This is a genomic window from Salinarchaeum chitinilyticum (genome assembly GCF_055390775.1).
Genome location: NZ_AP043888.1, coordinates 2,995,681 through 3,022,422, shown reverse-complemented (window position 1 = coordinate 3,022,422; position 26,742 = coordinate 2,995,681). Strand labels below are relative to the sequence as shown.

The 26,742-nt window shown below is 66.8% G+C and carries 28 protein-coding genes; 11 read left to right on the top strand and 17 right to left on the bottom strand.

All coding sequences use genetic code 11. The annotated features are described in order from the left end of the window. Position 1: 1 nt before the first annotated feature. The gene (locus ACZ5KP_RS14705) at positions 2 to 1,282 is read right to left on the bottom strand and encodes an ABC transporter substrate-binding protein (protein WP_464761849.1); all 1,281 of its coding nucleotides are present in this window, start codon (positions 1,280 to 1,282) and stop codon (positions 2 to 4) included. Between the two features lie 356 nt (positions 1,283 to 1,638). Between ACZ5KP_RS14705 and dgoD the strand changes: the two genes are divergently transcribed. Then, positions 1,639 to 2,796 carry a galactonate dehydratase gene (gene dgoD, locus ACZ5KP_RS14700; protein WP_460918634.1) on the top strand — a complete coding sequence of 386 codons (1,158 nt, stop codon included), beginning with the start codon at positions 1,639 to 1,641 and terminating at the stop codon, positions 2,794 to 2,796. Positions 2,797 to 3,322: 526 nt separating this feature from the next. On the opposite strand, the gene pdxS is transcribed toward dgoD, so the two are convergent. Next, complete coding sequence (gene pdxS / locus ACZ5KP_RS14695) at positions 3,323 to 4,231, bottom strand: pyridoxal 5'-phosphate synthase lyase subunit PdxS (protein ID WP_460918632.1); 909 nt, start codon at positions 4,229 to 4,231, stop codon at positions 3,323 to 3,325. A gap of 156 nt (positions 4,232 to 4,387) precedes the next feature. Between pdxS and ACZ5KP_RS14690 the strand changes: the two genes are divergently transcribed. Further along, complete coding sequence (locus ACZ5KP_RS14690; RefSeq protein WP_460918630.1) at positions 4,388 to 5,128, top strand: DUF1405 domain-containing protein; 741 nt, start codon at positions 4,388 to 4,390, stop codon at positions 5,126 to 5,128. 106 nt (positions 5,129 to 5,234) lie between these two features. Here ACZ5KP_RS14690 and ACZ5KP_RS14685 read toward each other — a convergent pair whose 3' ends face one another. From ACZ5KP_RS14685 to ACZ5KP_RS14660, 6 genes are all read right to left on the bottom strand, one after another. Then, entirely contained in the window at positions 5,235 to 6,023 is a 789-nt protein-coding gene (locus ACZ5KP_RS14685) for a TrmB family transcriptional regulator (RefSeq protein WP_460918629.1), read from the bottom strand. A 350-nt stretch (positions 6,024 to 6,373) separates the two neighbouring features. Next, positions 6,374 to 7,303, bottom strand: a complete 930-nt coding sequence (mptA, locus tag ACZ5KP_RS14680) for a GTP cyclohydrolase MptA (RefSeq protein WP_460918627.1) — start codon at positions 7,301 to 7,303, stop codon at positions 6,374 to 6,376. 183 nt (positions 7,304 to 7,486) lie between these two features. Further along, on the bottom strand, positions 7,487 to 8,308 hold the full coding sequence (locus ACZ5KP_RS14675) for an NAD(+)/NADH kinase (protein WP_460918626.1): 822 nt from the start codon (positions 8,306 to 8,308) through the stop codon (positions 7,487 to 7,489). 473 nt (positions 8,309 to 8,781) lie between these two features. Then, positions 8,782 to 11,628, bottom strand: coding sequence for a valine--tRNA ligase (locus ACZ5KP_RS14670; RefSeq protein ID WP_460918625.1), 2,847 nt, complete (start codon positions 11,626 to 11,628; stop codon positions 8,782 to 8,784). 238 nt (positions 11,629 to 11,866) lie between these two features. Beyond that, the gene (locus ACZ5KP_RS14665) at positions 11,867 to 12,364 is read right to left on the bottom strand and encodes a hypothetical protein (RefSeq protein WP_460918624.1); all 498 of its coding nucleotides are present in this window, start codon (positions 12,362 to 12,364) and stop codon (positions 11,867 to 11,869) included. Between the two features lie 91 nt (positions 12,365 to 12,455). Then, positions 12,456 to 13,388, bottom strand: coding sequence for an HFX_2341 family transcriptional regulator (locus tag ACZ5KP_RS14660; RefSeq protein WP_460918623.1), 933 nt, complete (start codon positions 13,386 to 13,388; stop codon positions 12,456 to 12,458). Positions 13,389 to 13,549: 161 nt separating this feature from the next. Here ACZ5KP_RS14660 and ACZ5KP_RS14655 point away from each other — a divergent pair, with 161 nt between their 5' ends. Together ACZ5KP_RS14655 and ACZ5KP_RS14650 are read left to right on the top strand one after the other, a co-directional pair. Then, on the top strand, positions 13,550 to 14,434 hold the full coding sequence (locus tag ACZ5KP_RS14655) for a redoxin domain-containing protein (RefSeq protein ID WP_460918622.1): 885 nt from the start codon (positions 13,550 to 13,552) through the stop codon (positions 14,432 to 14,434). An 89-nt stretch (positions 14,435 to 14,523) separates the two neighbouring features. Beyond that, positions 14,524 to 14,850, top strand: a complete 327-nt coding sequence (locus tag ACZ5KP_RS14650; RefSeq protein ID WP_460918621.1) for a nuclear transport factor 2 family protein — start codon at positions 14,524 to 14,526, stop codon at positions 14,848 to 14,850. A gap of 54 nt (positions 14,851 to 14,904) precedes the next feature. Here the strand turns inward: ACZ5KP_RS14650 and serS are convergent, their stop codons facing one another. Beyond that, complete coding sequence (gene serS / locus ACZ5KP_RS14645; protein WP_460918619.1) at positions 14,905 to 16,287, bottom strand: serine--tRNA ligase; 1,383 nt, start codon at positions 16,285 to 16,287, stop codon at positions 14,905 to 14,907. A 185-nt stretch (positions 16,288 to 16,472) separates the two neighbouring features. Here serS and ACZ5KP_RS14640 point away from each other — a divergent pair, with 185 nt between their 5' ends. Both ACZ5KP_RS14640 and ACZ5KP_RS14635 read left to right on the top strand, forming a co-directional pair. After that, a complete protein-coding gene (locus ACZ5KP_RS14640) occupies positions 16,473 to 17,249 on the top strand; it encodes a DUF7504 family protein (protein ID WP_460918618.1) in 777 nt (258 codons plus the stop codon). A 94-nt stretch (positions 17,250 to 17,343) separates the two neighbouring features. After that, complete coding sequence (locus ACZ5KP_RS14635; protein ID WP_460918617.1) at positions 17,344 to 17,712, top strand: hypothetical protein; 369 nt, start codon at positions 17,344 to 17,346, stop codon at positions 17,710 to 17,712. Between the two features lie 76 nt (positions 17,713 to 17,788). On the opposite strand, the gene ACZ5KP_RS14630 is transcribed toward ACZ5KP_RS14635, so the two are convergent. The 3 genes from ACZ5KP_RS14630 to ACZ5KP_RS14620 are packed head-to-tail and all read right to left on the bottom strand — an operon-like array spanning position 17,789 to position 20,086. Next, positions 17,789 to 18,892 (bottom strand): NAD-binding protein, encoded by a 1,104-nt coding sequence (locus ACZ5KP_RS14630; protein WP_460918616.1) that lies wholly within the window; start codon positions 18,890 to 18,892, stop codon positions 17,789 to 17,791. A 23-nt stretch (positions 18,893 to 18,915) separates the two neighbouring features. Continuing rightward, the gene (locus ACZ5KP_RS14625) at positions 18,916 to 19,563 is read right to left on the bottom strand and encodes an NAD-binding protein (protein ID WP_460918615.1); all 648 of its coding nucleotides are present in this window, start codon (positions 19,561 to 19,563) and stop codon (positions 18,916 to 18,918) included. A gap of 1 nt (position 19,564) precedes the next feature. Further along, positions 19,565 to 20,086, bottom strand: a complete 522-nt coding sequence (locus ACZ5KP_RS14620; protein ID WP_460918614.1) for an archaemetzincin family Zn-dependent metalloprotease — start codon at positions 20,084 to 20,086, stop codon at positions 19,565 to 19,567. A 39-nt stretch (positions 20,087 to 20,125) separates the two neighbouring features. Between ACZ5KP_RS14620 and ACZ5KP_RS14615 the strand changes: the two genes are divergently transcribed. From ACZ5KP_RS14615 to ACZ5KP_RS14600, 4 genes are all read left to right on the top strand, one after another. Continuing rightward, positions 20,126 to 20,617: a UPF0146 family protein gene (locus ACZ5KP_RS14615; protein WP_460918612.1), complete on the top strand. Its 492-nt coding sequence runs from the start codon at positions 20,126 to 20,128 to the stop codon at positions 20,615 to 20,617. A 35-nt stretch (positions 20,618 to 20,652) separates the two neighbouring features. Continuing rightward, positions 20,653 to 21,591 (top strand): TIGR01548 family HAD-type hydrolase, encoded by a 939-nt coding sequence (locus tag ACZ5KP_RS14610; protein ID WP_460918610.1) that lies wholly within the window; start codon positions 20,653 to 20,655, stop codon positions 21,589 to 21,591. Between the two features lie 133 nt (positions 21,592 to 21,724). Next, positions 21,725 to 22,156, top strand: coding sequence for a hypothetical protein (locus tag ACZ5KP_RS14605; protein ID WP_460918609.1), 432 nt, complete (start codon positions 21,725 to 21,727; stop codon positions 22,154 to 22,156). A 191-nt stretch (positions 22,157 to 22,347) separates the two neighbouring features. Further along, positions 22,348 to 22,821: a DUF7384 family protein gene (locus ACZ5KP_RS14600; protein WP_460918608.1), complete on the top strand. Its 474-nt coding sequence runs from the start codon at positions 22,348 to 22,350 to the stop codon at positions 22,819 to 22,821. Positions 22,822 to 22,871: 50 nt separating this feature from the next. Here ACZ5KP_RS14600 and ACZ5KP_RS14595 read toward each other — a convergent pair whose 3' ends face one another. The 5 genes from ACZ5KP_RS14595 to ACZ5KP_RS14575 form a co-directional block, all read right to left on the bottom strand. Continuing rightward, a complete protein-coding gene (locus tag ACZ5KP_RS14595) occupies positions 22,872 to 23,486 on the bottom strand; it encodes a non-canonical purine NTP pyrophosphatase (RefSeq protein WP_460918607.1) in 615 nt (204 codons plus the stop codon). Continuing rightward, on the bottom strand, positions 23,487 to 23,774 hold the full coding sequence (locus ACZ5KP_RS14590; protein WP_460918605.1) for a DUF5808 domain-containing protein: 288 nt from the start codon (positions 23,772 to 23,774) through the stop codon (positions 23,487 to 23,489). Positions 23,775 to 23,862: 88 nt separating this feature from the next. Then, the gene (locus ACZ5KP_RS14585; RefSeq protein ID WP_460918603.1) at positions 23,863 to 25,593 is read right to left on the bottom strand and encodes a bifunctional N(6)-L-threonylcarbamoyladenine synthase/serine/threonine protein kinase; all 1,731 of its coding nucleotides are present in this window, start codon (positions 25,591 to 25,593) and stop codon (positions 23,863 to 23,865) included. A gap of 3 nt (positions 25,594 to 25,596) precedes the next feature. Continuing rightward, positions 25,597 to 25,731: a 30S ribosomal protein S27ae gene (locus ACZ5KP_RS14580; protein WP_460918602.1), complete on the bottom strand. Its 135-nt coding sequence runs from the start codon at positions 25,729 to 25,731 to the stop codon at positions 25,597 to 25,599. After that, positions 25,728 to 26,042, bottom strand: coding sequence for a 30S ribosomal protein S24e (locus tag ACZ5KP_RS14575; RefSeq protein ID WP_460918601.1), 315 nt, complete (start codon positions 26,040 to 26,042; stop codon positions 25,728 to 25,730). The genes ACZ5KP_RS14580 and ACZ5KP_RS14575 overlap by 4 nt, the downstream gene beginning before the upstream one ends. A 312-nt stretch (positions 26,043 to 26,354) precedes the next feature. Between ACZ5KP_RS14575 and ACZ5KP_RS14570 the strand changes: the two genes are divergently transcribed. Further along, complete coding sequence (locus ACZ5KP_RS14570; protein WP_460918600.1) at positions 26,355 to 26,741, top strand: RidA family protein; 387 nt, start codon at positions 26,355 to 26,357, stop codon at positions 26,739 to 26,741. Position 26,742 lies beyond the last annotated feature (1 nt).

The window sequence follows — 26,742 nt, the reverse complement described above, 5'->3', positions numbered from 1 at the left end:
ATCAGACGAGTTCCATGAACCGGTCGGTTGCAGACTCGGCGTCGAACGGATCCGCGAAGTTCTGCGAGATCGCCGTCTTGAGTTCGGAGAGGACGCCCGCAGGGACGGCGAGCCCGTGTGCGATGGTGGGCGGACGGTACTCGACGCTGCCGAAGTCCTCGATCGTCTCGACGAGGTAGTCGTTGAACTGGTCGGTCGACGTCTCCTGGGTCGGGATCGAGCCCTTGTACTGATTGAACGCGATCTGGGCTTGCTCGGATCCGACGAACCGGAGGAACGTCTTCGAATCCTCGGGCGTGGGATTGTTGTTCGGATAGATGAACGAGTCCAGGTGGAACCCGTACATGTCCTCTGTCCCGGGGAAGCGAATCGCACCCCAGTCCTCGCCGTAGGTGAGATCCGCGTTCGCGTAGGCACCGGCGGACCAGTTACCCTGGTGGGTGAAGGCCGCGTCCCCCTCCATCAGGCGCTGGTTCGCAGTCGTGAAGTCGATCTCGGGTGCGTCGTCGTTGATGTACTCCGAGAGGACGACCTGGGCGTTCTCGAAAGCAGCGAGGACCTGCTCGCGGTCCCCGTTGCCTTCGATGAAGTTCATGTACGCGTCGTAGCCCTGTGACCCCAGCATGTTGACGGCCCAGAACTGGAGCACGATCCACGGTGCCATCGCGTTCACGTACGGCGTTGCATTGGTCTCGCTCTGGATCGTATCCATCGCGGAGGTCCACGCTTCGAAGGAATCGATGCTGTCGGGATCGACGCCCGCGTCCTCGAGAACCTGGACGTTGTAGAACACGTCGTTCATCCGGTGGGAGCCGATCGGCACCGCATTGAACCCGTTCGGGCCCTGGCACGCTTCGACGACTTCGGGGTAGTGCGCCTCCTTCAGATTCGCCTGGTTCCACACGTCCTCCTCGATGTCACCGAGTCGACCCTCGTACTGCATCAGGTTCTCGCCCGGCCAGCCGGCGAAGCTGCTCGGTGGGTCGTCGGACTGGAAGCGGTTCGCGACCTGCTGATTGAGGGAGGTGTTTCCGCTACTTCCGATGCCGTTCCAATTGGTGTCGATGTCCGGGTACTCCTCGGTGAACGCTGACGTCAGGGCGTCGAACGCTTCCTGACCGTCGCCCGCGTTCCACCCGTGCATCACCTCAAGTGCGTTGCTGCCACCGTCACCACCAGTCAAACAGCCGGCGAACAGCGTCGTTCCGGCAGCGCCGACAGCTGCCGCACCGCGCATGTAGTCACGCCGTCCGAGTGCGTTTTCCACCGTATTGTCTGTCATGGTAAATGACCTAAGTAGTGTGAGAGACGGCAGCATGATAAGTATTTCCTCGACAGCAAAGTAATATTCATCAACTGCTGCTGACAATACTGCAAGATGACAACCAGACTGCGACAAATATCTTATATTAATTAGTTTGTCACCAATATATACCACCATCTGCAGCAAATGACAAATATCATTCGGAAATGGCCAAATTCCACCGGCCTCCAGGGACCGACACGGTGGCACGAACTACATACGACGAGAGCGTACCACACGGCCGACCCGATGCCTTCTTGCACGGTGCGCAAATGATCACGCGTACGTGGGCACGGGAGCAACGGTATTCGACCCCCCGATTGCCATCGAATCACATGACACGAACCATCACTGACTACGAACTCTACGAGGTGCCGCCGCGCTGGCTGTTCCTGAAGATCGAAACGAGCGACGGACTGATCGGCTGGGGAGAACCCGTCGTCGAAGGGCGGTCGAAAACCGTCAAGGCGGCCGTCGAGGAGCTCCTCGACGGCTACCTCCTCGGCGAGGACCCCGGCCGGATCGAGCACCACTGGCAACGACTCTATCGTGGCGGCTTCTACCGCGGCGGTCCGGTCCTGATGAGCGCCATCGCCGGCATCGACCAGGCGCTCTGGGACATCAAGGGGAAAGCGTTCGATGCCCCCGTCTACGACCTGCTGGGTGGCCCCGTTCGCGATCGAATCCGGGTCTACCAGTGGATCGGCGGCGATCGGCCGGCCGAGGTCGGCGACGCCGCGGCCGAGCAGGTCGACGCTGGCTTCACCGCGCTCAAGATGAACGCCACGCCGGAGCTCCGGCGCGTCGACAATCCCGCAGCCGTGGAGGCAGCGTCGAACCGGCTCGCGGAGGTCCGCGACCGCGTCGGCCCGGAGGTCGACATCGGCGTGGACTTCCACGGCCGCGTCTCCAAGCCGATGGCCAAACGCCTCGTCGAGGCGCTGGAACCCCACGAGCCGTTCTTCGTCGAGGAGCCGGTCCTCTCCGAACACCTCGACGACCTCGCGGAGATCAGCCAGCACACGACGATTCCAATTGCGACGGGCGAGCGGCTCTATTCGCGGTGGGATTTCAAGGAAATTCTGGAGGACGGCCACGTCGACGTGCTCCAGCCGGATCTCTCCCACGCCGGCGGGATCACGGAGGTCAAGAAGATCGCCGACATGGCCGAAGCCTACGACGTCGCAGTCGCGCCCCACTGCCCGCTGGGGCCGATCGCGCTCGCGTCTTGCGTGCAGCTCGACGCCGTCTCGCCGAACGCGCTCATCCAGGAGCAGAGCCTCGACATCCACTACAACGAGACCAGCGACGTCCTCGACTACCTCGCCGACACGGAGGTCTTCGAGTACGAGGACGGCTACGTCGACCTTCCTGACGGCCCCGGCCTCGGCATCGAGATCGACGAGGAGCACGTCCGGAAGATGGCCGAGGAGGACGTGGACTGGCACAACCCCGTCTGGACCCACGACGACGGCAGCGTCGCGGAGTGGTGACGGAACGGAACTGCCGAAGTTGAAACTGATTCTGTAATCGATCCTCCATTGCATTCGATCCATCGGCCGCCTCGAAAGCCCTCGGCCAGCTCGCGCGGTTTCTGCCGGATATTCTCGCTCGCTCTGCTCGCTCGAATAGGGCCGGCGGAAACCGCGCCACCTGGCCTCGCCCTTTCAGTCCACCAGGGGTGGCGGGAGCGAAAGGGTCAGTACCCCGAGGATATCGGCCTGCTGATCCCTGTTGGCTGCGACAGTTTCGACAGCCACCGCGCCTGGCGGACTGAAAAGGGCCAGGACCGTCTCGCGTGGGCTCAGCCGGCCCTATCCGAGCGAGCGTGAGCGAGCGAGGATATCCGGCTGTCGAGGGCGACCAACGGGAGCCCTCGGCTATAGCGAGCGGGAGCGAACGAAGTGAGCGACACGCGAGCTGAGCGCACGTCGAGCGGTCCGAGGGCTTTCGGGGCAGCTGCTATCGTTGCTCGGTTACGAGTAGTACGAATAGCGAAATTCAGTGAGAAGTTTCAGTTCAAACGCCGCGGCCCTGGAGCTTCTCCTCTTCGGGCAGGTCGGCGTTCGAGTCGCCCTTCATGCCCGATCCGATGTCCGCAGCGATCTCCGCGAGCGTCTCGGGATCGTCCCAGTTGTTGACCGCGTCGACGATCGCGGTGCCCATCGATTCGGGATCCTCCGCGCCGAAGATGCCCGAGCCGACGAAGATGCCGTCGCACTCGTGGTGCATCATCAGCGCCGCGTCGGCGGGCGTCGCGATGCCACCGGCAGCGAAGTTGACGACCGGGAGTCGGCCCTGCTCGGCAGTCTCGTGGACCAGTTCGGCCGGCGCATCGTTCTCGCGAGCCCAGCGTTCGCGCTCCTGGTGGGTCGCGCCCTCGAGCTCCCGGATGGCGCCCTTGATCTGGCGCTGATGGTGGACGGCCTGGTTGACGTCGCCGGTGCCGGCTTCGCCCTTCGTTCGGATCATCGCCGCACCCTCGTCGATCCGCCGGAGCGCCTCGCCGAGGTTCCGTGCGCCACAGACGAACGGCGCGTCGAAGTCGCGCTTGTCGATGTGGTAGGCGTCGTCGGCGGGCGTGAGCACCTCGGACTCGTCAATCATGTCGACGCCGACGGCCTCGAGGATCTGGGCCTCCTTCACGTGGCCGATGCGGGACTTGCCCATCACCGGGATCGACACCTCGTCGATGATCTCCTCGACGTCGGCGGGGTCGGCCATCCGCGCGACGCCGCCGCGCTTGCGGATGTCCGCGGGCACGGCCTCGAGGGACATGACGGCGACCGCGCCGACGTCCTCCGCGATGCGCGCCTGCTCCCGATTCACGACGTCCATGATAACGCCGCCCTTCTGCATGCGGGCGAAGCCGCGCTTGACGAGCTCCGTCCCGCGCTTGAGTTCCTCTAGATCGGTCTCGGTCGGCATGTGAGCCGCTACGCAACGGAGGCACTTACTGGTGTCCTTTGTGTGGCACCGTGTCCGGAAGTGGGGACAGTCCGAGCGCTCCGGGAGCGTCCAGGCAATCCAGCACGATCCCGCTACCGCTACCGTTTTGGGCCGCCCCTCGCTTTGAGCGACGTAATGGGGAGCTCCGACGCGAGCGCTCGGGCCAGACTCCGGCGGCTGACCGACGACGACGGACTGCCAGCCCCGGATCAGCTCCCGTGGTATCTCGCGCCCGTTCCCGAACGCCTCGAGAACCTCGGCCTGCGACTCGCGTGGGCCGTCGTCGTCGTCAACCTCCTCGGCACCGCCTTCGGGTTCTGGTACTACCGCTTGCAGTTCTCGGAGACGCCGCTCCCGATGCTGCCGTTCGTCCCGGACAGCCCGCTGGCGACGCTGCTGTTCGCGCTCGCCGTGGCGAGCTGGAAACTCGGTGCGACGCGGCAGTGGCTGATCGTGCTGGCGTTCGTCGGCAACGTCGTCCTGGGGCTGTGGACGCCGTTCACGTTGCTTGCCTTCCGCCCCGAGTTCCCGACGTCACCGCCGATGTGGCAGTTCCTCTTCTGGAGCCACCTCGCGATGGTCGTGCAGGCGTTCGTGCTCCACCGGATCGGGGACTTCTCGATGCGAGGGATCGCCGTCGCGGCACTCTGGTACGGCACGAATCTCGTCGTCGACTACTTCGTCCCGGTGCTCGGGGACCATCCCCATCACACGACGCTCCCGGTGGAACCAGAGCAGTCGGTCGCTCTCGGGGCGACGGCGCACGACGCCGCTGCGGCGGCGGCCGTCGTCGTCGTCCTGGCGGCGATCACACTCGCAGCCGCTACGGGTGCGGCGAAACGATCCGGCACAGCCGATCGGTCGAGAAGTGGGTAGATCGAGCCCCTACTGAAAGCACCCGGCCGAGTCGCGCACGCCAAAAACAGTCGAGACCACGAGGAGAAGCGTCCGGACCGAGATCTGGCGATCGATGTGAGCGGGCTCACTCGGCAAGTTGACTGTCGGCCAGCTCCTCGAGGAGCAGCCGACGGCAGAGGACGACGGCGCCGTTGGACGCGCCCTCCGCGACGATCGCCCGTTCGGTGCCCTCGCCATCGGCGCCGGTACACGTCGTCAGCAGGAGCGAGTCGCGATCGGCGAGCAGCAGCCGACCGATCCGGCCGTCGTCACCCTGGGACTCAAGCCAGGGAAGCTCCGATCGGACCGTCTCGACGGCGTCGAACCCGTCGAGATCGAGGGTGACCGACGGAAGGGTGACGACGTGGACGTCGACGCCGCGATCCACGACAGTCTCGATCGCGTCGGCGAGTTCCACGGTCCAGCCGTCCGAGGAGCCAAGCACCAGGACGACCTCGTGCTCGGCGGCCAGGATCGTGGCCGAGATCCGGGCGTCCAGGCTCCCGTCCGACGACAGCGTCCACACCTCGGGGTGATCGTCGGGTTCGTTCGCGTCCGGTTCGAGATCGGCGAGCGTCTCGTGGAGCCGCTCGATCCGTAGCTCGTACTGTTCGCGAAGGTTCCGTACGGCTTCGGACAGTGGAATCGCTCGGAAACGCTGGGGGTTCGTGTGCTGGACCTCGACGAACCCCTGTTCCGCGAGCGCTTCCGTCGCGTCGTAGACCCGCGTGCGTGGGACGTCGGCGACCTCGCTGATCTCCCGAGCCGTCCCACTAGGGATGGTGTTCAGGGCGGCGAAGCACTCCGCCTGATACGTCTTCATCCCGAGTTCCTTCAACAGTTCCACCGCACGATCGTGTTCAGCAGTACCCATCGGTTCCAACCACCTACCGGATAGACGATCGTTTGTGACTCCTCCGACATATACGTTCTTGCTTCCAGCGTCGAAACGGCGAGGAAAATTCCACGTAACGGCAAGAGTCGGATACCCGTTACAGCGCTCCTATCCCACGAAATCAGCCAATTAGCACGTCCGAACGCCAACGCCCACTGCGACTGCGAATTATAAACGGAAAGTGGCGTCGGCAACTGGGGGGAATCGAACGGTGAATCGATCCGCTCCGCATCGACGCCCGTCGTTCTTGCCATCCACCATCGTCGATCACCGAGGACGATGAGCCGACGGATCGCGCTGCCCAACTCGTCGAGTCGTTTCCCTGGCTCTCACTCGCCGTCGACTTCCGAACGCAGCGTCGCGACGTCGACCACGCGCTCGGCGTGGGCGTTGTGCTGGTGGATCGACTCGTCGTTGGACTGGGCCATCGTCACGATCGCATCGTCGGGAAGGTCCGGGAACGATTCCGCGACCCCCTCTGCCATGGACCGCACGCAGTCCTCCACGAACTTCGCGTCGCTGTGTGCCTCGAAGGTCATGTGATCCTCGTCGGGCCGCTTCGCGAGGTTGTAGATGCGCGCACTCATCGAGTCGCGAGCGACCTCGATGAGGTCGACGAGATCGACCTCCGGAACGCCGTCGCTCTCGACGGTCAGCGTGGCGTGGCCGCGCTGGGAGTGTCCCGGCTGTGGAACCTCCTCGAGGAAAGTCTCGACCGTCTCCTCGTCGACGTCGAGATCCTGGAGCGTCTCACGGGCTCGCGACGCCGACATTCCCTGCGAGCAGGGGCAGACCGTCATGCCGGTCACCTCGGCGCCGATTTCCGTACGAACGCCCTCCTCGGACGCGGTCGCACTGGCGAGCACGTCGCTCGTGAACTGCGTTTCGCGCTCGCTCGCGGGCGTGTCCTCACGCTGGACGAACTCGGCCTCCATCGACACCTCGGCCTTCGTCGTGTAGTCGTGTTTCTCGAGGAGCCGTCGTGCTGCCTCCGTACAGACGTTCTCGATGCCGTAGACTTCGTCGCGAGTCGCCGCCTCGAGCGTCTCGTCGACGACCTCCATGTTGCGGCTCATGTCCGCGCCCTTTCGCCAGGAGGGCAGATCGACGAACACCTCGAACTCCGCCATCAGGACGATCGGACGGTCGTCGGCCCGCGCGATCTTGACGAGCTTCTCGACGCCGGTGACGCCAACCCGGTTCAGTCCGACCGTGACGTCGGGACTGTCGGCCTGTACGTCCGGCAGTTGCTGGCTCATTAGCTGCATACGGGGGCCTCGCCCGATTAGGCCTTACGAAAGCAGGGGTCTCCGAGCGCGCGTCTTCGACCTCGATGTGCTGTGCACTCGACCACTGGAAGTAGGGCGGTCGATCGCTGATTCCCGATGCGTTCGGCCACTGGATATCGAGCGGTCGAACACTGTTCGACAGCATCCGGCCGGCTACTCCAGCTTCTCCAGTGCCTCGAAGTAATCGACGTCGGGACCGGCGATGTGGAGGGGCTGCTCGCTCACTTCGACGGTCACGTCGAACGGAGCTTCGAGCTCGCGAGCCTGTCTACCGTCGGTGACGACGTGACCACTGTCGGCGTTCTCGACGTGCAGTTCGATGGTCGAATTTCCGTCGACGACGAGCGGCCGCGTGCCGTCTCTCGCGAACATCGGCGTGACGACCATCGCGTCCACGCTGGGATGGACCAGCGGTCCGCCTTCGCTGAGGTTGTAGGCCGTGCTCCCCGTTGGCGTCGCCACCAGAACGCCGTCTGCGACGCCGCTGGCGTACGTCGAGCCGTCGACGCCGACCGACACCGTCGTATCGACGCCCGCACCGCGGCGGGGACCCTGTACCAGCACCTCGTTGATCGCGGGCTCCAGCGACCAGTCGTCGCCGCCCGCCCGGAGACGGGGGACGTCTCGCGTCGAAAGGGAGCCAGCTTCGAGCTCGTCGACCGCGGCAGTCACGGCCTCGATCGCTCGCTCCGGAGAGACCCCGTTCAGGAACCCGACTTCGCCGAGATTGACGCCGACGAGCGGCGTTGCACCAGCAGCGCGAGCCGCGTAGAGGAAGGTCCCGTCGCCGCCGATGCTCACCGCCAGATCGCAGTCGGCGAGGCGCTCGGGCGGCGACCCCTCGACGTCGAGCGCCGTCGCCGTGGACTCGTCGAGGACGACGTCGACGCCGCGCTCGTGGAGTCGATCGCGAAGGTCGTCGGTGACCGCGACCGCCCGTTCTCGTCCCCGCTGTCCGACGATCCCGACCTGCATTGGGCCGGGCTACTCGTCCCGCTGCCAAAAGCGCCCCGTAACGAGTCGGATCGTCGGACCGCCTGGCCGTCCAAAGGCCGAGTGGAACGCACGTTGGACCGCAACGGCGCTCGATCACACCCCCGTACGAGCCGCCCGAAGAGGGCACAGTTCGAACGCCCAACAGATAGTCACCCGAAAACTCACAAAACTTTTATCGGGGGGACTCACTCTGGAAACTGGGGTGCGCCACGGTCTCCAACCACCTACCACGCACCCCGTTCTCTGTGTGCCGTTCTGCGCAGCCGCGTCTACGTCGCTACTGGACGTGATTGCTGATCGAACGCGCCACCACCACCAGACCCAGAGCGGTCTCAGTTCGGTCGGGCGAAATCGACCGATTCCCGGCACGTACAGGAACGAATTTCAGCAGTTTCAGCATGCAGTTCCCGCGACCGGTACACCGTCCGCGAACGCGGGGATCGGCTCCGGCGCTACGACTGGACGATGACCGTCGCGTCGTCGGCCTCGAGCAACTCGCCCTCGCCGTCGTAGGTCTGCTCGCGGATCAGTTCGTAGTGGTCCGGATCGAGCGTCTCGCCGGCGATCGCGAGCCCGTCGTCGGTCTCCTCGTACTCGCCGGCGTCGATCGCAGCGTCGAACTCGCCGATCTTCTCGCCGTACTCGGGCCCCAGCGTCGCGTAGTCGAGGTCCACGCCGACGATCTCGGTCGTGGTCGGGGCGTCGCCGTCCTCGGCAGTGATCGAGCCGACGTGCATCACGTCGGCGATCGCGCCCTCGAACCCGTCGACGTCGCCGTAGACGGTCGCCGCGGTCAGATCGGCGTTGAGCGGCAGGCCAGCGTCGGTCTTGTATCCCCGGAGCGCTGCGATAACCGAAAGCGCGGTTTCGCCGGCGTCGAGGTCGGCGGTCTGACCAGTGGGCTCCGGCCAGTCGGTCGTGTGGATGCTCTCGGTGTCCACGCGCCGCCCGTAGCTCGCCTGCCAGATCTCCTCGGTGACGTGGGGAAGGATCGGCGCGAAGAGCTGGCAGAAGGTTCGGTGGGCAGTCCGGAGCGCGTACGCCGCGGAGCTGGCTGCGGAGTTCGCCGTTCCATCGGCGAGATCGCCGCGGTCGACGTCGTCGAGACGCTGTTTCGCGATCTCGAGGTAGTCGTCACAGAACGTCTCCCAGAAGAACGTGCGCAGCTCCGTGCGCGCCTTCGCGTACTCGTGGGACGCGAACTTCTCGGTGACGGACTCGAGCACGGCGTCCTGCCGTGCGAGGAGCCATTCGTCGATCGGTTCGAGGTCGGAATCGGCGACGCCGGTCGGCGCCGCTCCCTCCTCGTCCACCTCCACAGCACCAGTATTCGGGGCCGCCGGATCCACCGGTGCCAGCTGGTCGACGAGCTTCGACGCGTTCCAGAGCTTCCGGAGCAGGCGCTCGCCGGCCTCCAGATCACCTTCTTTGAACGGGAAGTCGTCGCCGACGGCGGTGCCGGCCGCCCAGAACCGCGCGGCGTCGACGGGGAACTCGTCCATGACCTCCTCGGGGGTGACCACGTTGCCCTTCGACTTCGACATCTTCTCGCGGTGCTCGTCGAGCACGTGGCCGTTGATCAACACGCCGTCGAAGGGCACCTCGCCGGTGTGTTCGTAACACTTGACGACCGTGTGGAACAGCCAGAAGCTGATGATGTCGTGACCCTGCGGCCGGAGGTCGAAGGGGTAGAGCTCGGGGTTGTCGAGGGTGAACGCCTCCGCCTCGCTGTCCCAGTCCCAGCCGGCGTTGATCAGCGGCGTGAGCGAGGAGGTCGCCCACGTGTCGAAGACGTCCTCCTCGGGCTCGAAGGCGTCGTGCCCGCACGCGGGACAGGCGTCGACCGGCGCTTCGTCCTCGATCGGCTCGACGGGGAGATCCTCCCGGTCGGCGACGATCGGCTCGTCGCAGTCCTCGCAGTACCAGACCGGGAACGGGATGCCGGAGTCGCGCTGGCGAGAGATCAGCCAGTCCCACTCCAGCCCCTCGATCCAGTGCTCGTACCGGGAGAACATCTTCTCGGGATACCAGTCCATCTCGCGGCCGGCCTCGAGATACTCCTCCTTCCTGTCGAGGATCTCGACGTACCACTGCTTCGAGACCCGGTACTCGACGGGGACGCCACAGCGTTCGTGGACCTGGACAGCGTGCGTGATCGGATCGTGGTCGTAGAGGAGACCGGCGTCCTCGAGCGCTTCGATGATCGCCTCGCGTGCCGCCTCGGTGGACTGGCCCTCGTACTCGCCGGCGATTTCCGTCATCGTGCCGGAGGCGTCGATCGCGACGCGGAGGTCCAGGTCGTGCGCCTGGTACCACTCGATGTCGGTCTGGTCGCCGAACGTACAGCACATGACCAGCCCGGTGCCGGTCTCGAGGTCGACGCGCTCGTCCTCGTAGATCGGGACCTCGTGCCCGAACAGTGGCACCTTTGCGGTCCCGCCGACGAGGTGGGCGTTTGCGTCGTCGTCGGGATGGACGAACATCGCGACGCAGGCCGGCAGGAGCTCCGGGCGCGTCGTCGAGATAACGAGGTCGTCACCGGGCTCGGTCGGCGGTGCGTAGGGCCGTTCCTCGGCCGCGGTCGCGACGGCGTCCGCGTCGGGCTCACCGCCCGTTTCGACCAGCTCGAAGGGAATGTCGTTGAACGCGGAGTCCCGCTCGTCGTCCTCCATCTCGACCTGGCTGATCGCGGTCTCGCAGTCGGGGCACCAGATCGCTGGCGCCTTCTGGCGGTACTCCCGGCCTTGCTCGTAGAGATCGAGGAAGGACAGCTGGGAGATCCGCTGGACGCGGGGCTCGATCGTCTTGTAGGTCCGGTCCCAGTCGATCGACATGCCGAGGGACTGCATCTTCTCCGTAAACTCGTCCTCGTAGTCCCGGCAGACCTCGCGGCACTTCTCCTGGAACTCCCGGCGGGAGTAGTCCTGGTGGCGGATGTCCAGTTCGCGCTCGGTCAGCCGCTCGGAGGCGATTCCGTTGTCGTCGTAGCCGAAGGGGAAGAACGTGTCCTCACGGGACATCCGGTGGAATCGCGCTGCGAAGTCCTGCAGCGTGCTGCCGTAGAGGTGGCCCATGTGGAGGCTCCCCGAGACCGTCGGTGGCGGCGTGTCGATCGAGTACGCGGTGTCGGGATCCTCGATCTCGTCGTCGTAGCTGTAGACGTCCGCCTCGAGCCAGTACTCCTGCCAGCGCTGTTCGGCCTCGCGCGGGTCGTACTTGCCCTCGAGCGTGGGGTCGGGGTCGTCACTCGTCGGTGCCGATTCGGCGTCGTCGCGGTCGGTTCGCATTGGGTCTGGCATTGCTGTGGTCGATCGGATCCGTCGGAGCCGGCGTCGCCGTCGGCGATCGAACGAGACGGCGGCCGGGAACTTTCGGGTTCGCTGCGGGCGATGCGAGAACTGGAGGTGAGAGATGCGGGGCTAAAAGGCCCCTACTACGACCGCCGCTACGGCGAACCCGACGTACATCATCAGGGACTGCTCCCGTCCCGCACTTACCTCTTTCGTCGTCAATCGGCGACGAGGCCGGCGAAGCGAATCACTCCGCCTCGGGCGAATCGACACCTGGCCGCGAACCGTCCATGCGACCCGACCAGAGTGCGGCCGCGGACCGCACCACGAGGAGCGCGAACGCGACGACGGCGAGTGCGAAGCCGACGATCGTGAGGGGGCCAGCGCCGCCCTCGGCCTCGATGTAAGCGCCGATCGCGAGCACGAGATAGCCGACGAATCCGACGACGAGCGCGGCAGGAACCACGAACACGGCGTGACGGACGAGCGTCCTGCTCGTCGATCGGTGGTGGAGTTCCCGATAGCCGTGGAGGCGCACGCGGGTTACCAGGTTCGCAGTGTACAGGGCGACGGCGATCTCGACGATCCCGATCGCGAGCAGCAGCCAGGGAACCGGATCGAGCCCGAGTTCGGAGAGAACGACGCGCCGCGTCGCCGAGAGGAAGGCCAGCGTCGGGACGCCGACGAGCACGAGCGACCCGAGCCAGACCGCGGCCGTGATAACGGAGGATTCGCGATCGACCATGGTCGGTCTACGCGAGGCGGTCGTATCATCCTTTCGCGACCGCAACAAAGTCACAGTGCACGCCCCGACAGCGTGGATTAGGCCGTACGGATCAGTCCACCGTTACTTCCTCCGGTGGGGAGCCGGAGTGTGCCCGAACCCACAGCTCGCCGATCCGCGAGAGCCGCGTCCGGTGGGACTTCCCGTGGTGGTCCTGCTCGATGTACCCCTTTCCGCCCGGCCCCAACCGATCGACGTTGTAGATGACCTTCGAGCGGAAGCTGTCGGTGTACTCCTCGTCGAGTTCGTCGGCGAGGGCCTTCGCCAGCTCCGAAACGGAGTCGAACTCGCCAGCGTCGCCCAGCTTGTAGAGGATGACCTCCTCGAACGGTTTGACGTTGGAGAACGAGGCGACGGGTAGCTCGACGATGTGGCTGCCGTCGATCTCCTTGGCGCCGATCGTCGTCCCGCGCTCGTCGAACTCCGCCAGGAGGTCGCGGGTCTGTTCGAGACGCTCCTCGAGGCGTGCCTCGCCGATCGCGTCGGCAGTCGATTCCGACTGGGTTTCGCGGAGGTCCTCGAGCAGTGCGCGTTGCTCCCGGAGCTCCTCGGCGAGTTCGGTCTCGAGGTACTTCTCGGGCGCCGTGTAGTAGGTGTGGATCTTCTCGCGGTCGGCCTCTCGCTCGACCATGATGGAGTGGGCGGCGGTCGCGAACGCGAAGGAGACTGGCCGCGGCATCGCCGAGACGTTGACCCAGACCTCGTTCCCGCGATCCAGTTCGTCGTTGATCAATTCGTAGGCCTGCTCGAAGGCGGGGTCGTAGTCGTAGACGTTCTCGAGGACCAGCCGTTCGGTGGTCGCCCCGAGCAGGTTCCGGAAGTCCTGCTCGAGTTTCGTCGACAGCCGACGCGAGTACTCGACGTTGGCCTCGCTCCCGACGGCCCCCTCGAGGAGAATCGCGCGGTCCACGTCGAGCTGGTCGCGGACGAGCGGCGCGATGAGCCGGTCGTAGTCGAAGCCGACCGGGACGACGTGGGTCTGCATTCCTCGTCTGGACGCACGAGCACGCACCCTATCAGGGCATCGGTCCCCCGGGAAGCGGTTTGGGTACCCGGGAAGCGGCGTCAGTCCTCCGGGAACGGTCTGGGTACCCGTACCTTCCCCCGCCGCAATCGATTTCCGGATCGGCCGTCAATCTGCCCGTCATGCTCGAACCGGGTGCGCCCGCACCGACCTTCTCCCATCCAGGAGCACACGGCCGAGAGATCGACGAGTTCGAGATGCCAGAGGATCCCGACCGAGTGCACGTCCTGGTCTTCTATCCGATGGACTTCAGCCCGGCGTGTACAGAGGAGATGTGCTCGCTACGGGACGTCGAGCTGTTCGGGCTCGAGGCCGACGTCCGACTGCTCGGCATCTCCGTCGACAGCGCCTACAGCCACCGGGCGTTCGCAGAGGAGAACGGGCTGGGGTTCCCGCTGCTCTCGGATCGCCGCGGGGAGACGGCCGAAGCGTACGGCGTGCTCGCCGACGAGATCGAGGGCCATCCGGACGTGCCACACCGGGCGATCTTCGTCGTCGACCTCCATCGGACGGTGCAGTACGCCTGGACGACGGACGATCCACACACCCAGCCCGACCTCGACGCCGTCACCGACGCGATCGAGGCGATCCAGGACGACAGGTCGGCGATGGATCGCTACGGCGAGGCCCACGAGCAGTTCCAGTACGGCCGCTCGGAGCTCGACGCCGCCCGCAACGCCTACGACGAGAAACACTGGGGGCTGGCGAGAGAGACCTTCCAGGAGGCCCGCTACTACCTCGACGACGCTGTGGACGGATTCGCGTCGGCACGGCGGTTCGCCGAGTCCGACGGGATCGAAGCCGCGGCAGCCACGGCCGCGGAGAAGGCCCGGCGGCTCCGGCAGGCGTCGGACTGGTTCGCCACTGCAGCCCAGCACTACGGTGAGGGAACGACCGACGTCGCGGACGAGTACGAACGCGACGCGATCGAGGCCATCGAGGCGGTCGGCGAGCTTCCGTCGCTCGAGCGTCAGCGCGACCGCGGGCGTACTGCCGACGGAGAGTAGCTGAAACGTCGCCACGACGGCGCTCCCAGCGAAACGTCCGGCGTGCGGACCGCGGGTGTTAACAGCTGGCAGACGCGACGTGGAGTCACATGGATCCCGCGACGCTCGCCCGGTCGTACTACGAAGCGATCGACGACGACGAGTACGACCGACTTCGCGACCTCCTCGATCCGGCGTTCACCCAGCAGCGCGCCGACCGGACGTTCGAGGATCGGGAGAGCTTCGTCTCCTTCATGCAGCACGACCGGCCCGATCGGGACACCACCCACGAGATCGAACACGTGACCGCGGCGACGGATCGCGTGGTCGTCGAGGGCACGCTCCGGCGATCGAACGGTGAGGTCTGGTTCGAGTTCGCCGACGCGTTCGAGGTCGAGGACGGAGCGCTCGCGTCGCTCAGAACCTATTCGATCTGACCCAGTGGAGAAACCGGATCGGAATCCGCCACAGCGACTGGCCGCAGCGCTGCGTTACTCCTTCTCGCCGGCGCCGACGGCTGCCTCGCCGACGGGCTCGTGCCCTTCGATGCGTTCCTGGCCGTTCATGTAGGGCCTGAGTGGCTCGGGCACCGTGACGGTGCCGTCCTCGTTCTGGTAGTACTCGAGCAGCGCCACCATCACGCGACCCACGGCGGTGCCGGAGGCGTTCAGGGTGTGCAGATACTCGGCGGACTCGTGGCGCTCGGGGCGGTAGCGAAGCCCGGCGCGTCGGGCCTGGAACGCCTCGAAGTTCGACGCGCTGGAGACCTCGAGCCAGCGTCCGCCCGCCTCCGGGCCGTCGTCCATGTCGTCGCCGGGCGCCCAGACCTCGAGGTCGTAGGTCTTGGCGGAGGCGAAGGTCAGATCGCCGGCACAGAGGTCGAGGACGCGGTAGGGGAGTCCGAGGCGGTCGAGTACCGCTTCGGCCTCGCCCAGCAACGCTTCGAGGCGGTCGTAGCTCTCCTCGGGTTCGACGAAGTTGACGAGTTCGACCTTGTTGAACTGGTGGACGCGGACGATCCCGCGGGTCTCCGTGCCGTGCTCGCCGGCTTCCCGACGGAAGTTCGGCGTGTACGCCTGGTGTTTCAGCGGGAGGTCGTCGCTGAGCAGGATGTCGTCGGCGTACATGTTGGTGACCGGCACCTCCGCGGTGGGGCAGAGCCAGAGGTCGTCGTCCTCGTACTCGACGGTCTCCGCGCCGCCGAGACGGTAGGCGTCGTCGGCGAACTTCGGGAGCTGGCCGGTGCCCTCCATGGAGGAGCTCTTGACGGGGATCGGCGGGAAGACGTCGACGTACTCCTGCTCGCGGTGGACGTCGAGCATGAATTGGATGAGCGCGTGCTCGAGTCGCGCGCCGTCGCCCTTCAGGAAGTAGAAACCGGCACCGGTAGTCTTGGCGCCGCGGCGCTCGTCGATGACGTCGAGCTCCTCGCCGAGTTCGTAGTGCGGGACGATCTCCGCTGGGAGATCGTCGCGTAGATCGTCGAACCCCTCGCGGCGGACCTCCTCGTTGTCGCTCTCGTCCTCGCCCTCCGGGACGGACTCGTGGGGGAGCTGGGGAATCTCGAGCAGGCGCTCCTCGAGTTCGGCCTCCAGCTCGTCGGCACGGTCCTCGACCTCCTCGAGTTCGGCTTTCAGCTCGCTGGAGCGCTCGATGGCTTCCTCGGCTTCCTCCTCCTTGCCCTCTCGCTTGAGGTCGCCGATCGAGCGGCTCACCTCGTTGCGCTCGTGGCGCAGTTCGTCGCCGCGGGCTTTCAGCTCGCGCCACTCCTCGTCGACCGCGAGGATCGCGTCGAGATCGAGATCGCTCCCGCGGGCGTCGAGCGCCGCGCGGACCCGTTCGGGCTCTTCCCGGAGGGTCGTCCTGTCGAGCATTCTTGCTGCGACGTTTTCCGGGACGCCGCAAAACCGTGTCGATGGTGCGATACGCACCAGCGTGCTCGCGATCCCGCTCGCCGGCTGTGCACTCTCGATCGCGTCGTCACGTGGACAGCCCACCGCGGACGCTCCCGACGAGCAGCGGGTTTTATCTCTTCGAACCCGAATGTACAGGTACGCGTATGGAGCCCTCCACCTCGCACGATCCGAGCGGCCTCTCCGGTGCCGTCGAACCGCCGGCCCTCCTCCTCGTCGAAACCCCGCGGTTCGACGATCGCGACACCACGACGTGTCTCGATCTCCTCACCGTCACGGAGCCGGCCTCAGAGAAGCTGCTCATCGTCAGCGTGACCGAGACGATCGGCAAGACCCACCGGCGCTGGGACGATCACGTCGGCGAACATCCCGCGGAGTTCGCCGTCGTCAGCGCCAGCTTCGCCGAGACCGCACCGGGGGAGGGCGCCCCCGGCGCCGGAGCGACCGATTCCGGACCCCGAGAGACAGGCGCGACGGACGCCGTGGCAGCCGAGACGGAGCCGACGGCGGCCACTGACCCGGGAGCAACGAAATCGGCGACGGCCGAGTCTGGCGGGGCCGATCCAGAGACTGCCGGCGAGCCGAAAGCGAGCTGGCTGACGACCCACGAGGTGAACGATCCCGGCGACCTCACCGGACTCGGCGTCACGATCAGCAGCCAGCTCTCGGAATGGGCCGACGCCGAGGAGCGCGTCGTCGTTTGCTTCCGGTCGCTCACCACGACGCTCCAGTACGTCGGGACCGAGGAGCTCGTCCGGTTTCTCTCGGAGCTCCGCACCCACGTCGAGGCCGCGGACGCGATCGCTCACTTCCACCTCGACCCGGCAGCGGTCGACGAGCAAACCCGAGCGGCGATCCGGAGCGTCGCCGACGGCGTCGTCGTCAGCGACGAGTCCGACTCCGGCGTCGAGCTACTACAGTAGCCGGTCTGGCAGGAACGGCGGGCGGCGGGTCGGCCGCCAGGGTCCCGCCGCGAAACCCCGGTAACACTTTCCACTGCCGGTGCCAAGCGCAAGCATGTCCCAGGCGATCACGCACTTCGCCGTCGGTGCGACGATCGCGATCCTCGCAGTAACCTTCCTCGTTCCGAACGTCCGGTATCCGCGCACCTGGACGATCGTCGCCGGTGGCTGGGCGATGGTTCCCGACGCGAGCAAGCTCCTCGAAACCTCGGGCACGCTCGGGTTCCACGACTCGGTCTGGGCGGACCTGTTCTGGGCGCATCGCGCGCTCGATCGAGCCGATCCAACCGACAGCACCGTCTGGGCCAGCGTCGCCGTGGCGGCGTTCCTGGGAGCGACGCTGATCGCAGAGCACCGCTCCTATCGGACGCTCGAAGTCGTCAGGGCCGAGTTCGAAGAGGGGTCGGTGCTCGATCGCGAGTAGTTGCCGCGCTCGCCGCCAGCCGCGTCCGTTGCGGTCTCCGAGCAAATCTGGGCGGCGGTCGTCGCACCCTGGGGGATCAGTCGGCCGCGCCGACGAGCAGCTGGCCACCGATCGCCGCGGGGTCTACCACCACGTCGGCGCCGGCACGTTCCAGCTTGCTCGAGTTTTCGGCGTTGGTGGCAGCGGCGACGATCCGCAGGTCGGGCGCGAGCTGTCTGGCGGTGAGCACCGAGAAGGCGTCCGCGGAGTCGCTCTCGGTGGCCGCGATAGCGACCGTCGCTTCTTCGATCCGCGCTCGTTCGAGTATCGTCTCGTCGCTCGGGTTGGCGTGGACGGCGAGCACGTCGCGCTCTGAAAGCTCCGTGACGCGGTCCTGATCGTCGGTGATGACCACGAACTCGCGGTCCCGCGACTCGAGGGCGTCGACGATCGGATCGGTCAGGTCGCCACAGCCGAGTACGAGCACGTGCTCCTCCAGGAGATCGAACTCCCGGTTTCGGACCTGTCCGAGTGCAGCCGCGAACCGGGACTCCAGGATCGGGCCGAGCAGCGTCCCGAGCGCGATCGCGAACGTGGCCGTCCCGAACAGGAGCACGCTCATCCCGAACAGCCGCGCGACCTGGGTCGTCGGCGTCGCGTCACCGTAGCCGACGGTCGACGCCGTCACGATGGTGAAGTAGAACGCGTCGAGGACCGTCGAGACGTTCGAGAACTCCTCACGGAGTGCGTACGTGCCGGCAGTGCCGTAGAGCTGAACGGTGACGAGAGCGATCGCCGCAGCTATCTGTGCGGTCGTGAGGGAGACCCTGCTGCGGAAGTGATGGCGACTGACGGCGAGCGTCGGGATCGAGAGCACGGAGAAGAGGACCAGCGGGACGGAGAGCGGACTCGACTGGATCAGTCCCTGTGCGGCGGTGACCGGAAGGAGAACGATCGTCAGTGCCCAGGCGGCACGGTAGCCTCGCCGAAGCCCGAAAGCTCCGAGGAGCATCAGGAATCCGGTGATCGCACCGGTGAACCCGGCTGCGGTCCTGACCGTCGCCGGCACGTAGGGCTGGAGCGGTTCGATGACGGCGACGCTGCCGATCGCGATGTTGACGATCCCCGTGATCACCGAGAGGACGCCCACCACGATGGTGAGCAGGACGCTGAATCGCTTGCCCGTCCAGGTCCCCAGCATGCACGGACCTGTGACTGGATGGCTTAAGAACCTCCCGGCACCGGCCCGCGTAAGGAACCGTCGCCGACGAGCTCCCCGACGACCTCGGAGACGTTGCGCTCGGACAGCGCGACCTCGACGAGGAGCTCACCGACCGCCTGGCCGATGCTCACGACGCTGTCCGCACCAGCGGCGCGCAGTTTCTGGACGTCCTGCCGCTCGCCGGCGAACGTCACCACTCTCATCGACTCGTCGACGTTCATGACCGTGAGCACCGCGAGGACGTTGAGCTGGTCGTCGAGGGTCGCGACGAGCACCGCGTCGGCGTTGGCCACGCCGGCAGCGCGGAAACACGCCTCGTCGACGTCGTCGGTGTGCACGACGGAGAGACCGCGATCTTCGAGGCGATCCGCAGCCTCGCCGTCGGTCGTCACGACCGTGAAGGATACCCCGCACTCGGCGAGTTCGACGAGCACCGGCTCCGTCCACGCGTCGTACCCGACGACGATCACGTGCTCAAGGGCAGCGACGGCCGCGTCCGCCATTTCGGTGGCTTCGGCGGCATTGGCGGGATCGACGGCGTCGACTTCACCACCAGTGTCGACGATCGCCTCGTCGGGACCGGTCCCGGAGGCCGCATCCCTGGCAGCCACTGTGGCGTCCGAATCGGCAGAGGAGCTGTGCTCGGCCATCCTATCGGATTCGCCGCGAGCAGGAGCCACAGAGATGGGGCTCTTTGACGTCGACCTCGCGCACCGTCGGGGAGAAGTTCATCACGCATCGCTTGTTGTCGCAGTGTTCGAGGCCGAGCGTGTGACCGATCTCGTGGACGATCTCCTTCCGGACGCGATCCCCGAAGATCTCGTCGGAGCCGCGTTCGGAGAAGCCGCCATCGGAGGAGGTCTGGAGCCGGTAGGTCGAGACGACCGAGCCGTTGCCATCGAGATACGCGAGGCCGAAGACGTAGTTCCGCCGGCGGTAGAAGAGGTCCTTCGGCGTCAGCGCGATGTTCTTCTCGCCGCGGCCGACGCGGCTGGCGAGCTCGATGAACTCCTCGGCGCGGTACTGGGAGCGCCCTTCGTCGTAGGCACCGGATGGGATCTCTCTTTCCTCGTGCACGGAGACGTCGCAGTCGTAGACCGACTGGAGCGCGTCGGAGGCCTGGCGCTTCACTGGCGCCGGCACCTCCCCGACCGGCACGATGTCGACGAGCATGGGGAGTCGTTATGCCTTCCCGGGCATAAACGTCCCGGCGTGTCGCACGCTGATCGCACGACTGCACTGGCCGCGACGCTCGTCGACGGGCTCGTCGGCGAGCACGAAACGGGCCGGAAATCCGCGCCCGTACGCCTGCTCGAAGTCGGGATCGGCGAGCGGACGGCCGTCGCCGCTGCGATCGCGGAGCGGAACGTCGACGTCGCCGCGATCGACGTCGTCGAGCGATCGGTCCCACCGGGCGTCGCGTTCCGGCACACGGACCTCGTCGAGTTGAGTCGCGCGGCGACCGGAGGGCCGCCTCCCGAAGCGACCAGCGAGCTACTGACGGGGCTCGACGGGCTCTACGCGCTCCGTCTTCCCCCGGAACTCCACGGTCCGTTCGTCGATCTCGCCACGGCGCTGGACGTGCCAGCGGCGTTCACGACCCTGGGCGGAGAGCCACCGTCGGTCGCCGCGGGGCCCCAGCAACTCGCCGGTGGCGAGACGGTCTACTGGATCGAGGACTGTGGAACCGGTCGCCGTGAATAGGTACGCCCAAATGCGCCCGGCGTCCATTCGTGGCTATGCAGGTCGACGCTGTCGTGCTGGACGTCGATGGCGTGCTCGTCGACGTGGCCGACTCCTACCGCCGCGCGATCGTCGAATCCGTCGAGATCGTCTACGGCGCGTCGTTCGATCGAGCAGTCGTTCAGTCATTCAAGGAAGCGGGCGGATTCAACAACGACTGGGAGCTGACCGATGCGTTGGCACTCTACGCACTGGCGACCGAAGCGAACGACGGCGAGGGCGACTCTGGCGGCGACGGACCGACCACTGCTGGCGCCAGTGAAGACGCCTCCTTCGATCCGGACGTCGAGGCGTTCACCGGCGCCATCGCCGATGCCGGCGGCGGGCTCGAGGGCGCTCGATCCGTCCTCCGATCGTCGCTGTCCACGCCGGATGCCGAGTCGATCGAAGCTGCGTGGGATCCAGCACGGCTCCGGGCGGTCTTCCAGCAGCTCTACCTCGGCAGCGATCTCTATCGGGAGCTGGAGGGAGCGGAGCCGGACCTCGATCGCGAGGGGTACATTCACGACGAGCCGGTATTGATCGACGACGCGACGATCGAGTGGCTCCAGTCAGCGTTCGACGTCGGCGTCCTGACGGGGCGACCCGCCGCGGAGGCCGAGATCGCGCTCGATCGGACCGGCCTCGACGTTCCCGAAGAGCATCGGTTCACCATGGACGACTGGGAGGCCGGCAAGCCGGATCCAGACGCCTTGCTTACGCTCGCCGACCGGTTCGACGCTTCGTCGCTCGCGTTCGTCGGGGACACGCTCGACGACGTTCGGACCGCGACGAACGCGGCGACGGCTGATCCATCGAGACGCTACCACGGCATCGGCGTGCTCACCGGCGGGCTCAGTGGCGATCGCGGGCGGGCACTCTTCGAAGACGTGGGTGCGACGGCAGTCCTCGAGGAGATCGACGACCTGTCGTCCGTCGTCGAGCCACGGGAGTGAACTGTACAGCGTTGCTGTAGCAGGCGGCGCTACCTGCTGGCGGAATCTCGGTAAGCGTCCACCCCGGGCGCCAATCGGTGTTCGACCCCTGCGAGACCGCCACACACTTGAACCGTCCACCGAATTCGGTCGTATGGACACCGAACGGCTCGCCGAGTTCGTTTCGACCGTCGTCATCGTCGGCATTGTTGCCGCACTCGCCGTGCCCCAGTTCGGCGTATCCGGCGTCCAGCAGACGCTGCTGGCTGCCGGCGCGATCGCGATCGGCTTCGGCGTGCCGTTCGCGGCGCTGCTCGTCTACGTCTTCGACGTGAGCTCGAGTCACGTCGGGCCGTGGGGCCCCGAGGACGTCGTCTTCGTCGCCGCTGTGGCGCCACCGATGCTCGCCACCGTCTGGGCGACGGAGGCGTACGGACTCACCGGCGTCGTTTACGGCGTCGCAATGGTCGTCGGATTCCTCGCATCGATCCTCCTCGCCGTGGTCGTCCGCGACGCCACCGTCGGCGAGTGGCCGCCCGGATCCTCGGCGCGCAGCGAACGCAGAGGAGGACCACCCGGACAGTAGCCGCTGTCGAACTGCTCGGCACCGACACATCGACGGCGACCACGCACATAGTTGGCAGAGACCCGGATTGCTTTTCTCCCGGCAGCCCCACGGATCGACCGTGAGCTGGGCCACGCTGTTCGATCGTGCCGAAGCGTTCGACGTCGACACCGAGGACGTTCGATCGACGCTCGGACGGCTACGAGGTGAGGATGACGACGCCGCCTGATCCGGCGAGCGTGACTGCCGACGCGGACGTCCTGGCTGCCGACCTCCTCGCCGACGGGCCGGCCCGCGAGGCGCTCGACGTCGTCCGATCGCACTCCTGGATCGAGCTGGTGGCCAGCGATCGGCTGCTCGACGACGCCGAGGCGGTGATCGCGACGCTGGCCGAGGAGGAGCTCGCGGCGGACTGGCGCGAGCGGATCGAGCGGGAGGCACGCGCAGTCGAGCATCCCGCAGGCGATCACCCGGGACTCGCGAGCGCGCTCCACGGGGATGCCGCACACCTGCTCAGCTTCGACGAGAATCTCACGAGCGCCACTGCCGGGGTCGAGCTACAGGGCCGCGTGTCGGTCAGCGTCCGGACGCCCGAGGCGTTTCTCGCCGTCTTCGACGCGGAAGCACTCTACGAGTCCCTCGACGAAGTGCCGTACGAGGGACCGGATCGCGACCCGCGAGACTGACCGACGCCGAGCTGCCCGGGCGTCGATCAGTCAGTGCGACGGTTGCTCCCTCACTCCTGGGCAGCCAGCCAGTCCGCGAGCTTCGCGAGCGCTCGGCCACGATGGGAGATCGCGTTCTTCGCTTCGGTCGATCGCTCGGCCATCGTGCGGCCGTCGTGTTCGAAGATCGGATCGTAGCCGAAGCCGCCGTCGCCGCGCGGCGCGACGATCTCCCCGCGGACGGTCCCCTCGAACGTCGCCACAGCGACGCCGTCGTCGACGGTGACGCCGTCGTGCCAGTCGAGGGCGGTGCCGTCGGCCGTCGAATCCCCGACCGCGTCAGCGTCGACCGCGTACGCGACGACGCTCCGGAACGACGCCCGGTGGTCGTCCTCCGGGTCGACGAGTCGGTGGACGCGCTCGATCCCGAGCGAGTGCTCGACGTACGCGGAGTACGGGCCCGGGAACCCGTCGAGCGCGTCGACGAACAGCCCCGAGTCCTCGACGGCGACGGGCTCCGTAGCGCCGAGTTCGCGGTAGGATTCGCGGGCGCCCCGCGCCGCGATCACCGCCAGGTCGTCGGACTGCACCTCGACGTAGTCGTAGTCGACCTGCTCGACCGCGATCGGGAGATACTCGCGTGCCTCCCGGACCTTGCCCTCGTTCCCGGTGACGAACCGCAGCATTCAGTCGTCGACGAGGACCTCGACCGGCTCGTCGGATTCGGTCTCGTCCTCCTCGGCGCCCGAATCGGCGGACCCCGATCGCTCCTGGTAGAGGAGCGCGCCGGCGACGCCGATGACGAGCCACGAGCGCCAGTTCGCGAGGTTCAGCGTGTAGCCGACGCCGAAGGGCTTCTTGACGAGCATCCCGTCCCCGGGCTGCCAGTAGGAGGAGAGCAGCCGCCGCATGCTCGGCTTCTCGAAGTTGTACGGGATGCCGAACAGCTCGCCTGAGTTGGGCTTGTCGACCATGGGGGTTCCTACGACGGCCCGTGGGATAAAAACTGCGAGGCGACGGTTCCCGATGGACCAGTTCGAGCGCGAACGATGCCCGGACCGGTTACTGGTACCGGCCGCGGCCCTCGATCTCGCGCAGCCGTTCGAGCACCGCGGGATCGCCCACAGCCGCGTACGCCGTCTCCAGCGCGTCGATACATGCCTCCGGATCCGACGCCGTCCCGGTGATCGATTGCTCGAGAACGTGCAGATCCATCGCGTGGTCCTCGACGTGATCGCTGTCGTACCCGAGTCCGAAGTCGATCAGCGCGACACGATCGGTCGGCGCCGATGCCCCGGAGCCGCCGCCGTCTTCAGCGTGGTCGAGAACCCTGACGTTACGCGTCGTGAGATCGCCGTGGACGACGCCGTCGGCATGCAGCCTCGCGAGGTGCTCGCCGACAGCACCGAGCAGCGCCGGTTCGGGCGTCGATTGGAGGTCGTGCGCCCCGACCGTCGAGAGTTCGAGCGTCGCATCCACTGGATCGACGTCGAGCACGACCGGTGCGGGGATCCCGAGTCTCCGCGCACGAGCGGTCAGCCGAGCCTCGCTTCGGGTCCGCTCGGCGCGGAGTCGCTCGTCGAGATCGGGATGGCGGTACTCCTTGGGAATGCGGCGCTTCGTGACGCGGTCGTCGTCGATCTCGACGACCGCCTCCGCACCGCGGCGCTGGCCGGACGCTGCCGGGGCGATCGCGGTCGAGGACTCGTCCTCCCGCCAGGTCACCGGGACCTGGTCGGGGCGGTAGTTCGGTCGCACGCCGGAGTCCTCGATAGCGACGGTGTCGCCCACTGCGAGCTGCCTGGCGCCCGTGAGCGCGATCATCGCCGCGTTGTCGCCGAGGAACCGTGGCTCTGGAGCGAAGAACGCTGCGCCGCGAGCCTCGCACATCGCCGCGAGCATCTCCCTGAGTCGATCGTTGTTGCCGACGCCGCCCCCGAGAACGAGCTCGTCGCTCCCCGTCAACGCGAGCGCGCGCTCGGCGACCTCCGTGAGCATCGCGAAGATGGTCTCCTGGAGCGAGCGAGCGACGTCCTCGATCGGCGCGCCGTCGTCCAGCGCGTCCTGGGCAGCGGTGACGATGCCGGCGAAGGAGAAGTCCATCCCCTTGACGACGTAGGGGAGATCCAACAGTTCGCCGTCGGTCGCCAGCTCCTCGAGCTTCGGCCCGCCGGGATGTGAGAGCCCGGCGTGGCGAGCCACCTTGTCGAGTGAGTTCCCGACGCCGGTGTCCATCGTCTCGCCGAGGACCCGGTACCGGCCACCGTCGGGCACGCTGCGCTCGCCCGACGAGCCCGGGCTCGCTTCACTCGCCCGGACGCTGTGGTAGCCGAGGACGTGCGCATTCGCCCCGCTGGCGTTCAGACAGACCGGCTGGTCGAACCCGGAGCAGTGCCGGCCGATCTCGAGGTGGGCGACCATGTGGTTGACGCCGACCAGCGGAACGTCCAGGGAGTCGGCGAGTGCGCGGGCGGACGTCCCGGCGATCCGCAGACACGGGCCGAGGCCGGGGCCCTGTGAGAACGCCACTGCGTCGATCGGCGGCTCGTCGGCGGCGCCCCCAGCGGCAGATCCGGCTCCCGCAGCCGGCGCTGTTCGCTCCCGTGCCTCCTCGAGCATCTCGGCGATAACGGCAGGTACCGCGTCGGCCATGTGATCGGCGGACTCGCGCGGGTCGATGCCGCCGGTCTCTGGAACGTAGGCGTCGGTCGTCAGGGAGAAGGAGTCGTCCCCGGTGTCGTACAGGGCGGCGCTTGCGGCCCACGCGGTCCCTTCGATCCCGAGGACGCGCATCCCCTACTTCCACTCGGTGTAGCCGCACTTGCCGCAGTGCAGCCGGTCGTCGTGCTCGCCGAGAAACGTGTCTTCACAGCGCGGGCACTGCTCGCTGTCCGTGGTGCCGTCGTCGGCGTAGATCTCGTGGCGGCTCATGCCTCCTCGGCCTCCTCGTCAGCGTCGGCCTCGACGCCGATCTTGTTGCGATCGAGCATGTGGTCCTGCTCGATGTCGACGGCGTAGTCGGCGTCCTCGTAGACCTTCGCCGTGCCGATCGTCTCGCGCATGCCGAACTTGGTGTCGAGCTTGCGAACGACGACCTCTTCGGCGTCCTTGTTCAGCATGGCGGCGAGGCTGTCACGCACGGAGAGGCGCTCGGGAGTGCTCTCGTCGTGGCGAACGCGGAATCGCACGTCGGTCCGATGCAACATGGGGTTCTCGTCTTCTTCGATGATATCGACGTCCATGGCTCAGTTACGTGTATCTGGCCGCGAAACGCGTAAAAGGATTTCGAAGGACCTTTTTTACGCTCGGGCGGCCGCGACTCGGCCTCGCGGCCTCACCGCGGCGCCCTCGCGCAAAAAATCTCCACCAAAAAACGGCTACACCTTCCACACAGCTACCCACCACGGCAGCACGACAACTGCACCGTCGCGGGGACGCTACACATCCACACCGCGACAGTACGCTCCCGACGAACGCGCAGTCCCGCCCGTCGATGCAATCCGGCGTCGTCGGTCGACCTGCACCTTTGTATCGGACCCCGACAGAGTGCCCGTATGGATCGAACAGAGATCTCCAGTGGTACGGAGTGGGAGGACGAGGTCGGCTACTCGCGTGCAGTTCGCGTCGGCGACCGTATCGAGGTCGCTGGCACGACAGCGACCGACGAGAACGGCGATCCGGTCGCGCCGGGCAGGCCATACGAACAGGCCACCCACGCGTTCGGCCTCGTCGAGGACGCGGTCCGCGACGCGGGCGGGGAGCCAGCCGACGTCGTCCGGACCCGAATGTTCGTCACCGACGCCGACGACTGGGAGCAGATCGGTCGAGCCCACGGCGAGCACTTCGGCGACGCGAAGCCTGCCTCGACGCTCGTGGAGGTGCAGGCGCTGATCGATCCGGCGCTCGTCGTCGAGGTCGAGGCGACGGCGATCGCCGAGTGAA

What these genes read in the sequence shown, in the direction of transcription:
- ACZ5KP_RS14575 (WP_460918601.1), bottom strand. Translation starts at nt 26,042, where the DNA reads ATGGACGTCGATATCATCGAAGAAGACGAGAACCCCATGTTGCATCGG.
- ACZ5KP_RS14675 (WP_460918626.1), bottom strand. Translation starts at nt 8,308, where the DNA reads ATGCAGGTCGGGATCGTCGGACAGCGGGGACGAGAACGGGCGGTCGCG.
- ACZ5KP_RS14595 (WP_460918607.1), bottom strand. Translation starts at nt 23,486, where the DNA reads ATGCTGCGGTTCGTCACCGGGAACGAGGGCAAGGTCCGGGAGGCACGC.
- ACZ5KP_RS14605 (WP_460918609.1), top strand. Translation starts at nt 21,725, where the DNA reads ATGGACACCGAACGGCTCGCCGAGTTCGTTTCGACCGTCGTCATCGTC.
- ACZ5KP_RS14685 (WP_460918629.1), bottom strand. Translation starts at nt 6,023, where the DNA reads ATGGGTACTGCTGAACACGATCGTGCGGTGGAACTGTTGAAGGAACTC.
- ACZ5KP_RS14635 (WP_460918617.1), top strand. Translation starts at nt 17,344, where the DNA reads ATGTCCCAGGCGATCACGCACTTCGCCGTCGGTGCGACGATCGCGATC.
- ACZ5KP_RS14570 (WP_460918600.1), top strand. Translation starts at nt 26,355, where the DNA reads ATGGATCGAACAGAGATCTCCAGTGGTACGGAGTGGGAGGACGAGGTC.
- ACZ5KP_RS14610 (WP_460918610.1), top strand. Translation starts at nt 20,653, where the DNA reads ATGCAGGTCGACGCTGTCGTGCTGGACGTCGATGGCGTGCTCGTCGAC.
- ACZ5KP_RS14620 (WP_460918614.1), bottom strand. Translation starts at nt 20,086, where the DNA reads ATGCTCGTCGACATCGTGCCGGTCGGGGAGGTGCCGGCGCCAGTGAAG.
- ACZ5KP_RS14580 (WP_460918602.1), bottom strand. Translation starts at nt 25,731, where the DNA reads ATGAGCCGCCACGAGATCTACGCCGACGACGGCACCACGGACAGCGAG.
- ACZ5KP_RS14590 (WP_460918605.1), bottom strand. Translation starts at nt 23,774, where the DNA reads ATGGTCGACAAGCCCAACTCAGGCGAGCTGTTCGGCATCCCGTACAAC.
- ACZ5KP_RS14660 (WP_460918623.1), bottom strand. Translation starts at nt 13,388, where the DNA reads ATGCAGACCCACGTCGTCCCGGTCGGCTTCGACTACGACCGGCTCATC.
- ACZ5KP_RS14665 (WP_460918624.1), bottom strand. Translation starts at nt 12,364, where the DNA reads ATGGTCGATCGCGAATCCTCCGTTATCACGGCCGCGGTCTGGCTCGGG.
- ACZ5KP_RS14640 (WP_460918618.1), top strand. Translation starts at nt 16,473, where the DNA reads ATGGAGCCCTCCACCTCGCACGATCCGAGCGGCCTCTCCGGTGCCGTC.
- ACZ5KP_RS14690 (WP_460918630.1), top strand. Translation starts at nt 4,388, where the DNA reads ATGGGGAGCTCCGACGCGAGCGCTCGGGCCAGACTCCGGCGGCTGACC.
- dgoD (WP_460918634.1), top strand. Translation starts at nt 1,639, where the DNA reads ATGACACGAACCATCACTGACTACGAACTCTACGAGGTGCCGCCGCGC.
- ACZ5KP_RS14705 (WP_464761849.1), bottom strand. Translation starts at nt 1,282, where the DNA reads ATGACAGACAATACGGTGGAAAACGCACTCGGACGGCGTGACTACATG.
- ACZ5KP_RS14630 (WP_460918616.1), bottom strand. Translation starts at nt 18,892, where the DNA reads ATGCTGGGGACCTGGACGGGCAAGCGATTCAGCGTCCTGCTCACCATC.
- ACZ5KP_RS14650 (WP_460918621.1), top strand. Translation starts at nt 14,524, where the DNA reads ATGGATCCCGCGACGCTCGCCCGGTCGTACTACGAAGCGATCGACGAC.
- mptA (WP_460918627.1), bottom strand. Translation starts at nt 7,303, where the DNA reads ATGAGCCAGCAACTGCCGGACGTACAGGCCGACAGTCCCGACGTCACG.
- ACZ5KP_RS14625 (WP_460918615.1), bottom strand. Translation starts at nt 19,563, where the DNA reads ATGGCCGAGCACAGCTCCTCTGCCGATTCGGACGCCACAGTGGCTGCC.
- ACZ5KP_RS14670 (WP_460918625.1), bottom strand. Translation starts at nt 11,628, where the DNA reads ATGCCAGACCCAATGCGAACCGACCGCGACGACGCCGAATCGGCACCG.
- serS (WP_460918619.1), bottom strand. Translation starts at nt 16,287, where the DNA reads ATGCTCGACAGGACGACCCTCCGGGAAGAGCCCGAACGGGTCCGCGCG.
- ACZ5KP_RS14600 (WP_460918608.1), top strand. Translation starts at nt 22,348, where the DNA reads ATGACGACGCCGCCTGATCCGGCGAGCGTGACTGCCGACGCGGACGTC.
- ACZ5KP_RS14585 (WP_460918603.1), bottom strand. Translation starts at nt 25,593, where the DNA reads ATGCGCGTCCTCGGGATCGAAGGGACCGCGTGGGCCGCAAGCGCCGCC.
- pdxS (WP_460918632.1), bottom strand. Translation starts at nt 4,231, where the DNA reads ATGCCGACCGAGACCGATCTAGAGGAACTCAAGCGCGGGACGGAGCTC.
- ACZ5KP_RS14655 (WP_460918622.1), top strand. Translation starts at nt 13,550, where the DNA reads ATGCTCGAACCGGGTGCGCCCGCACCGACCTTCTCCCATCCAGGAGCA.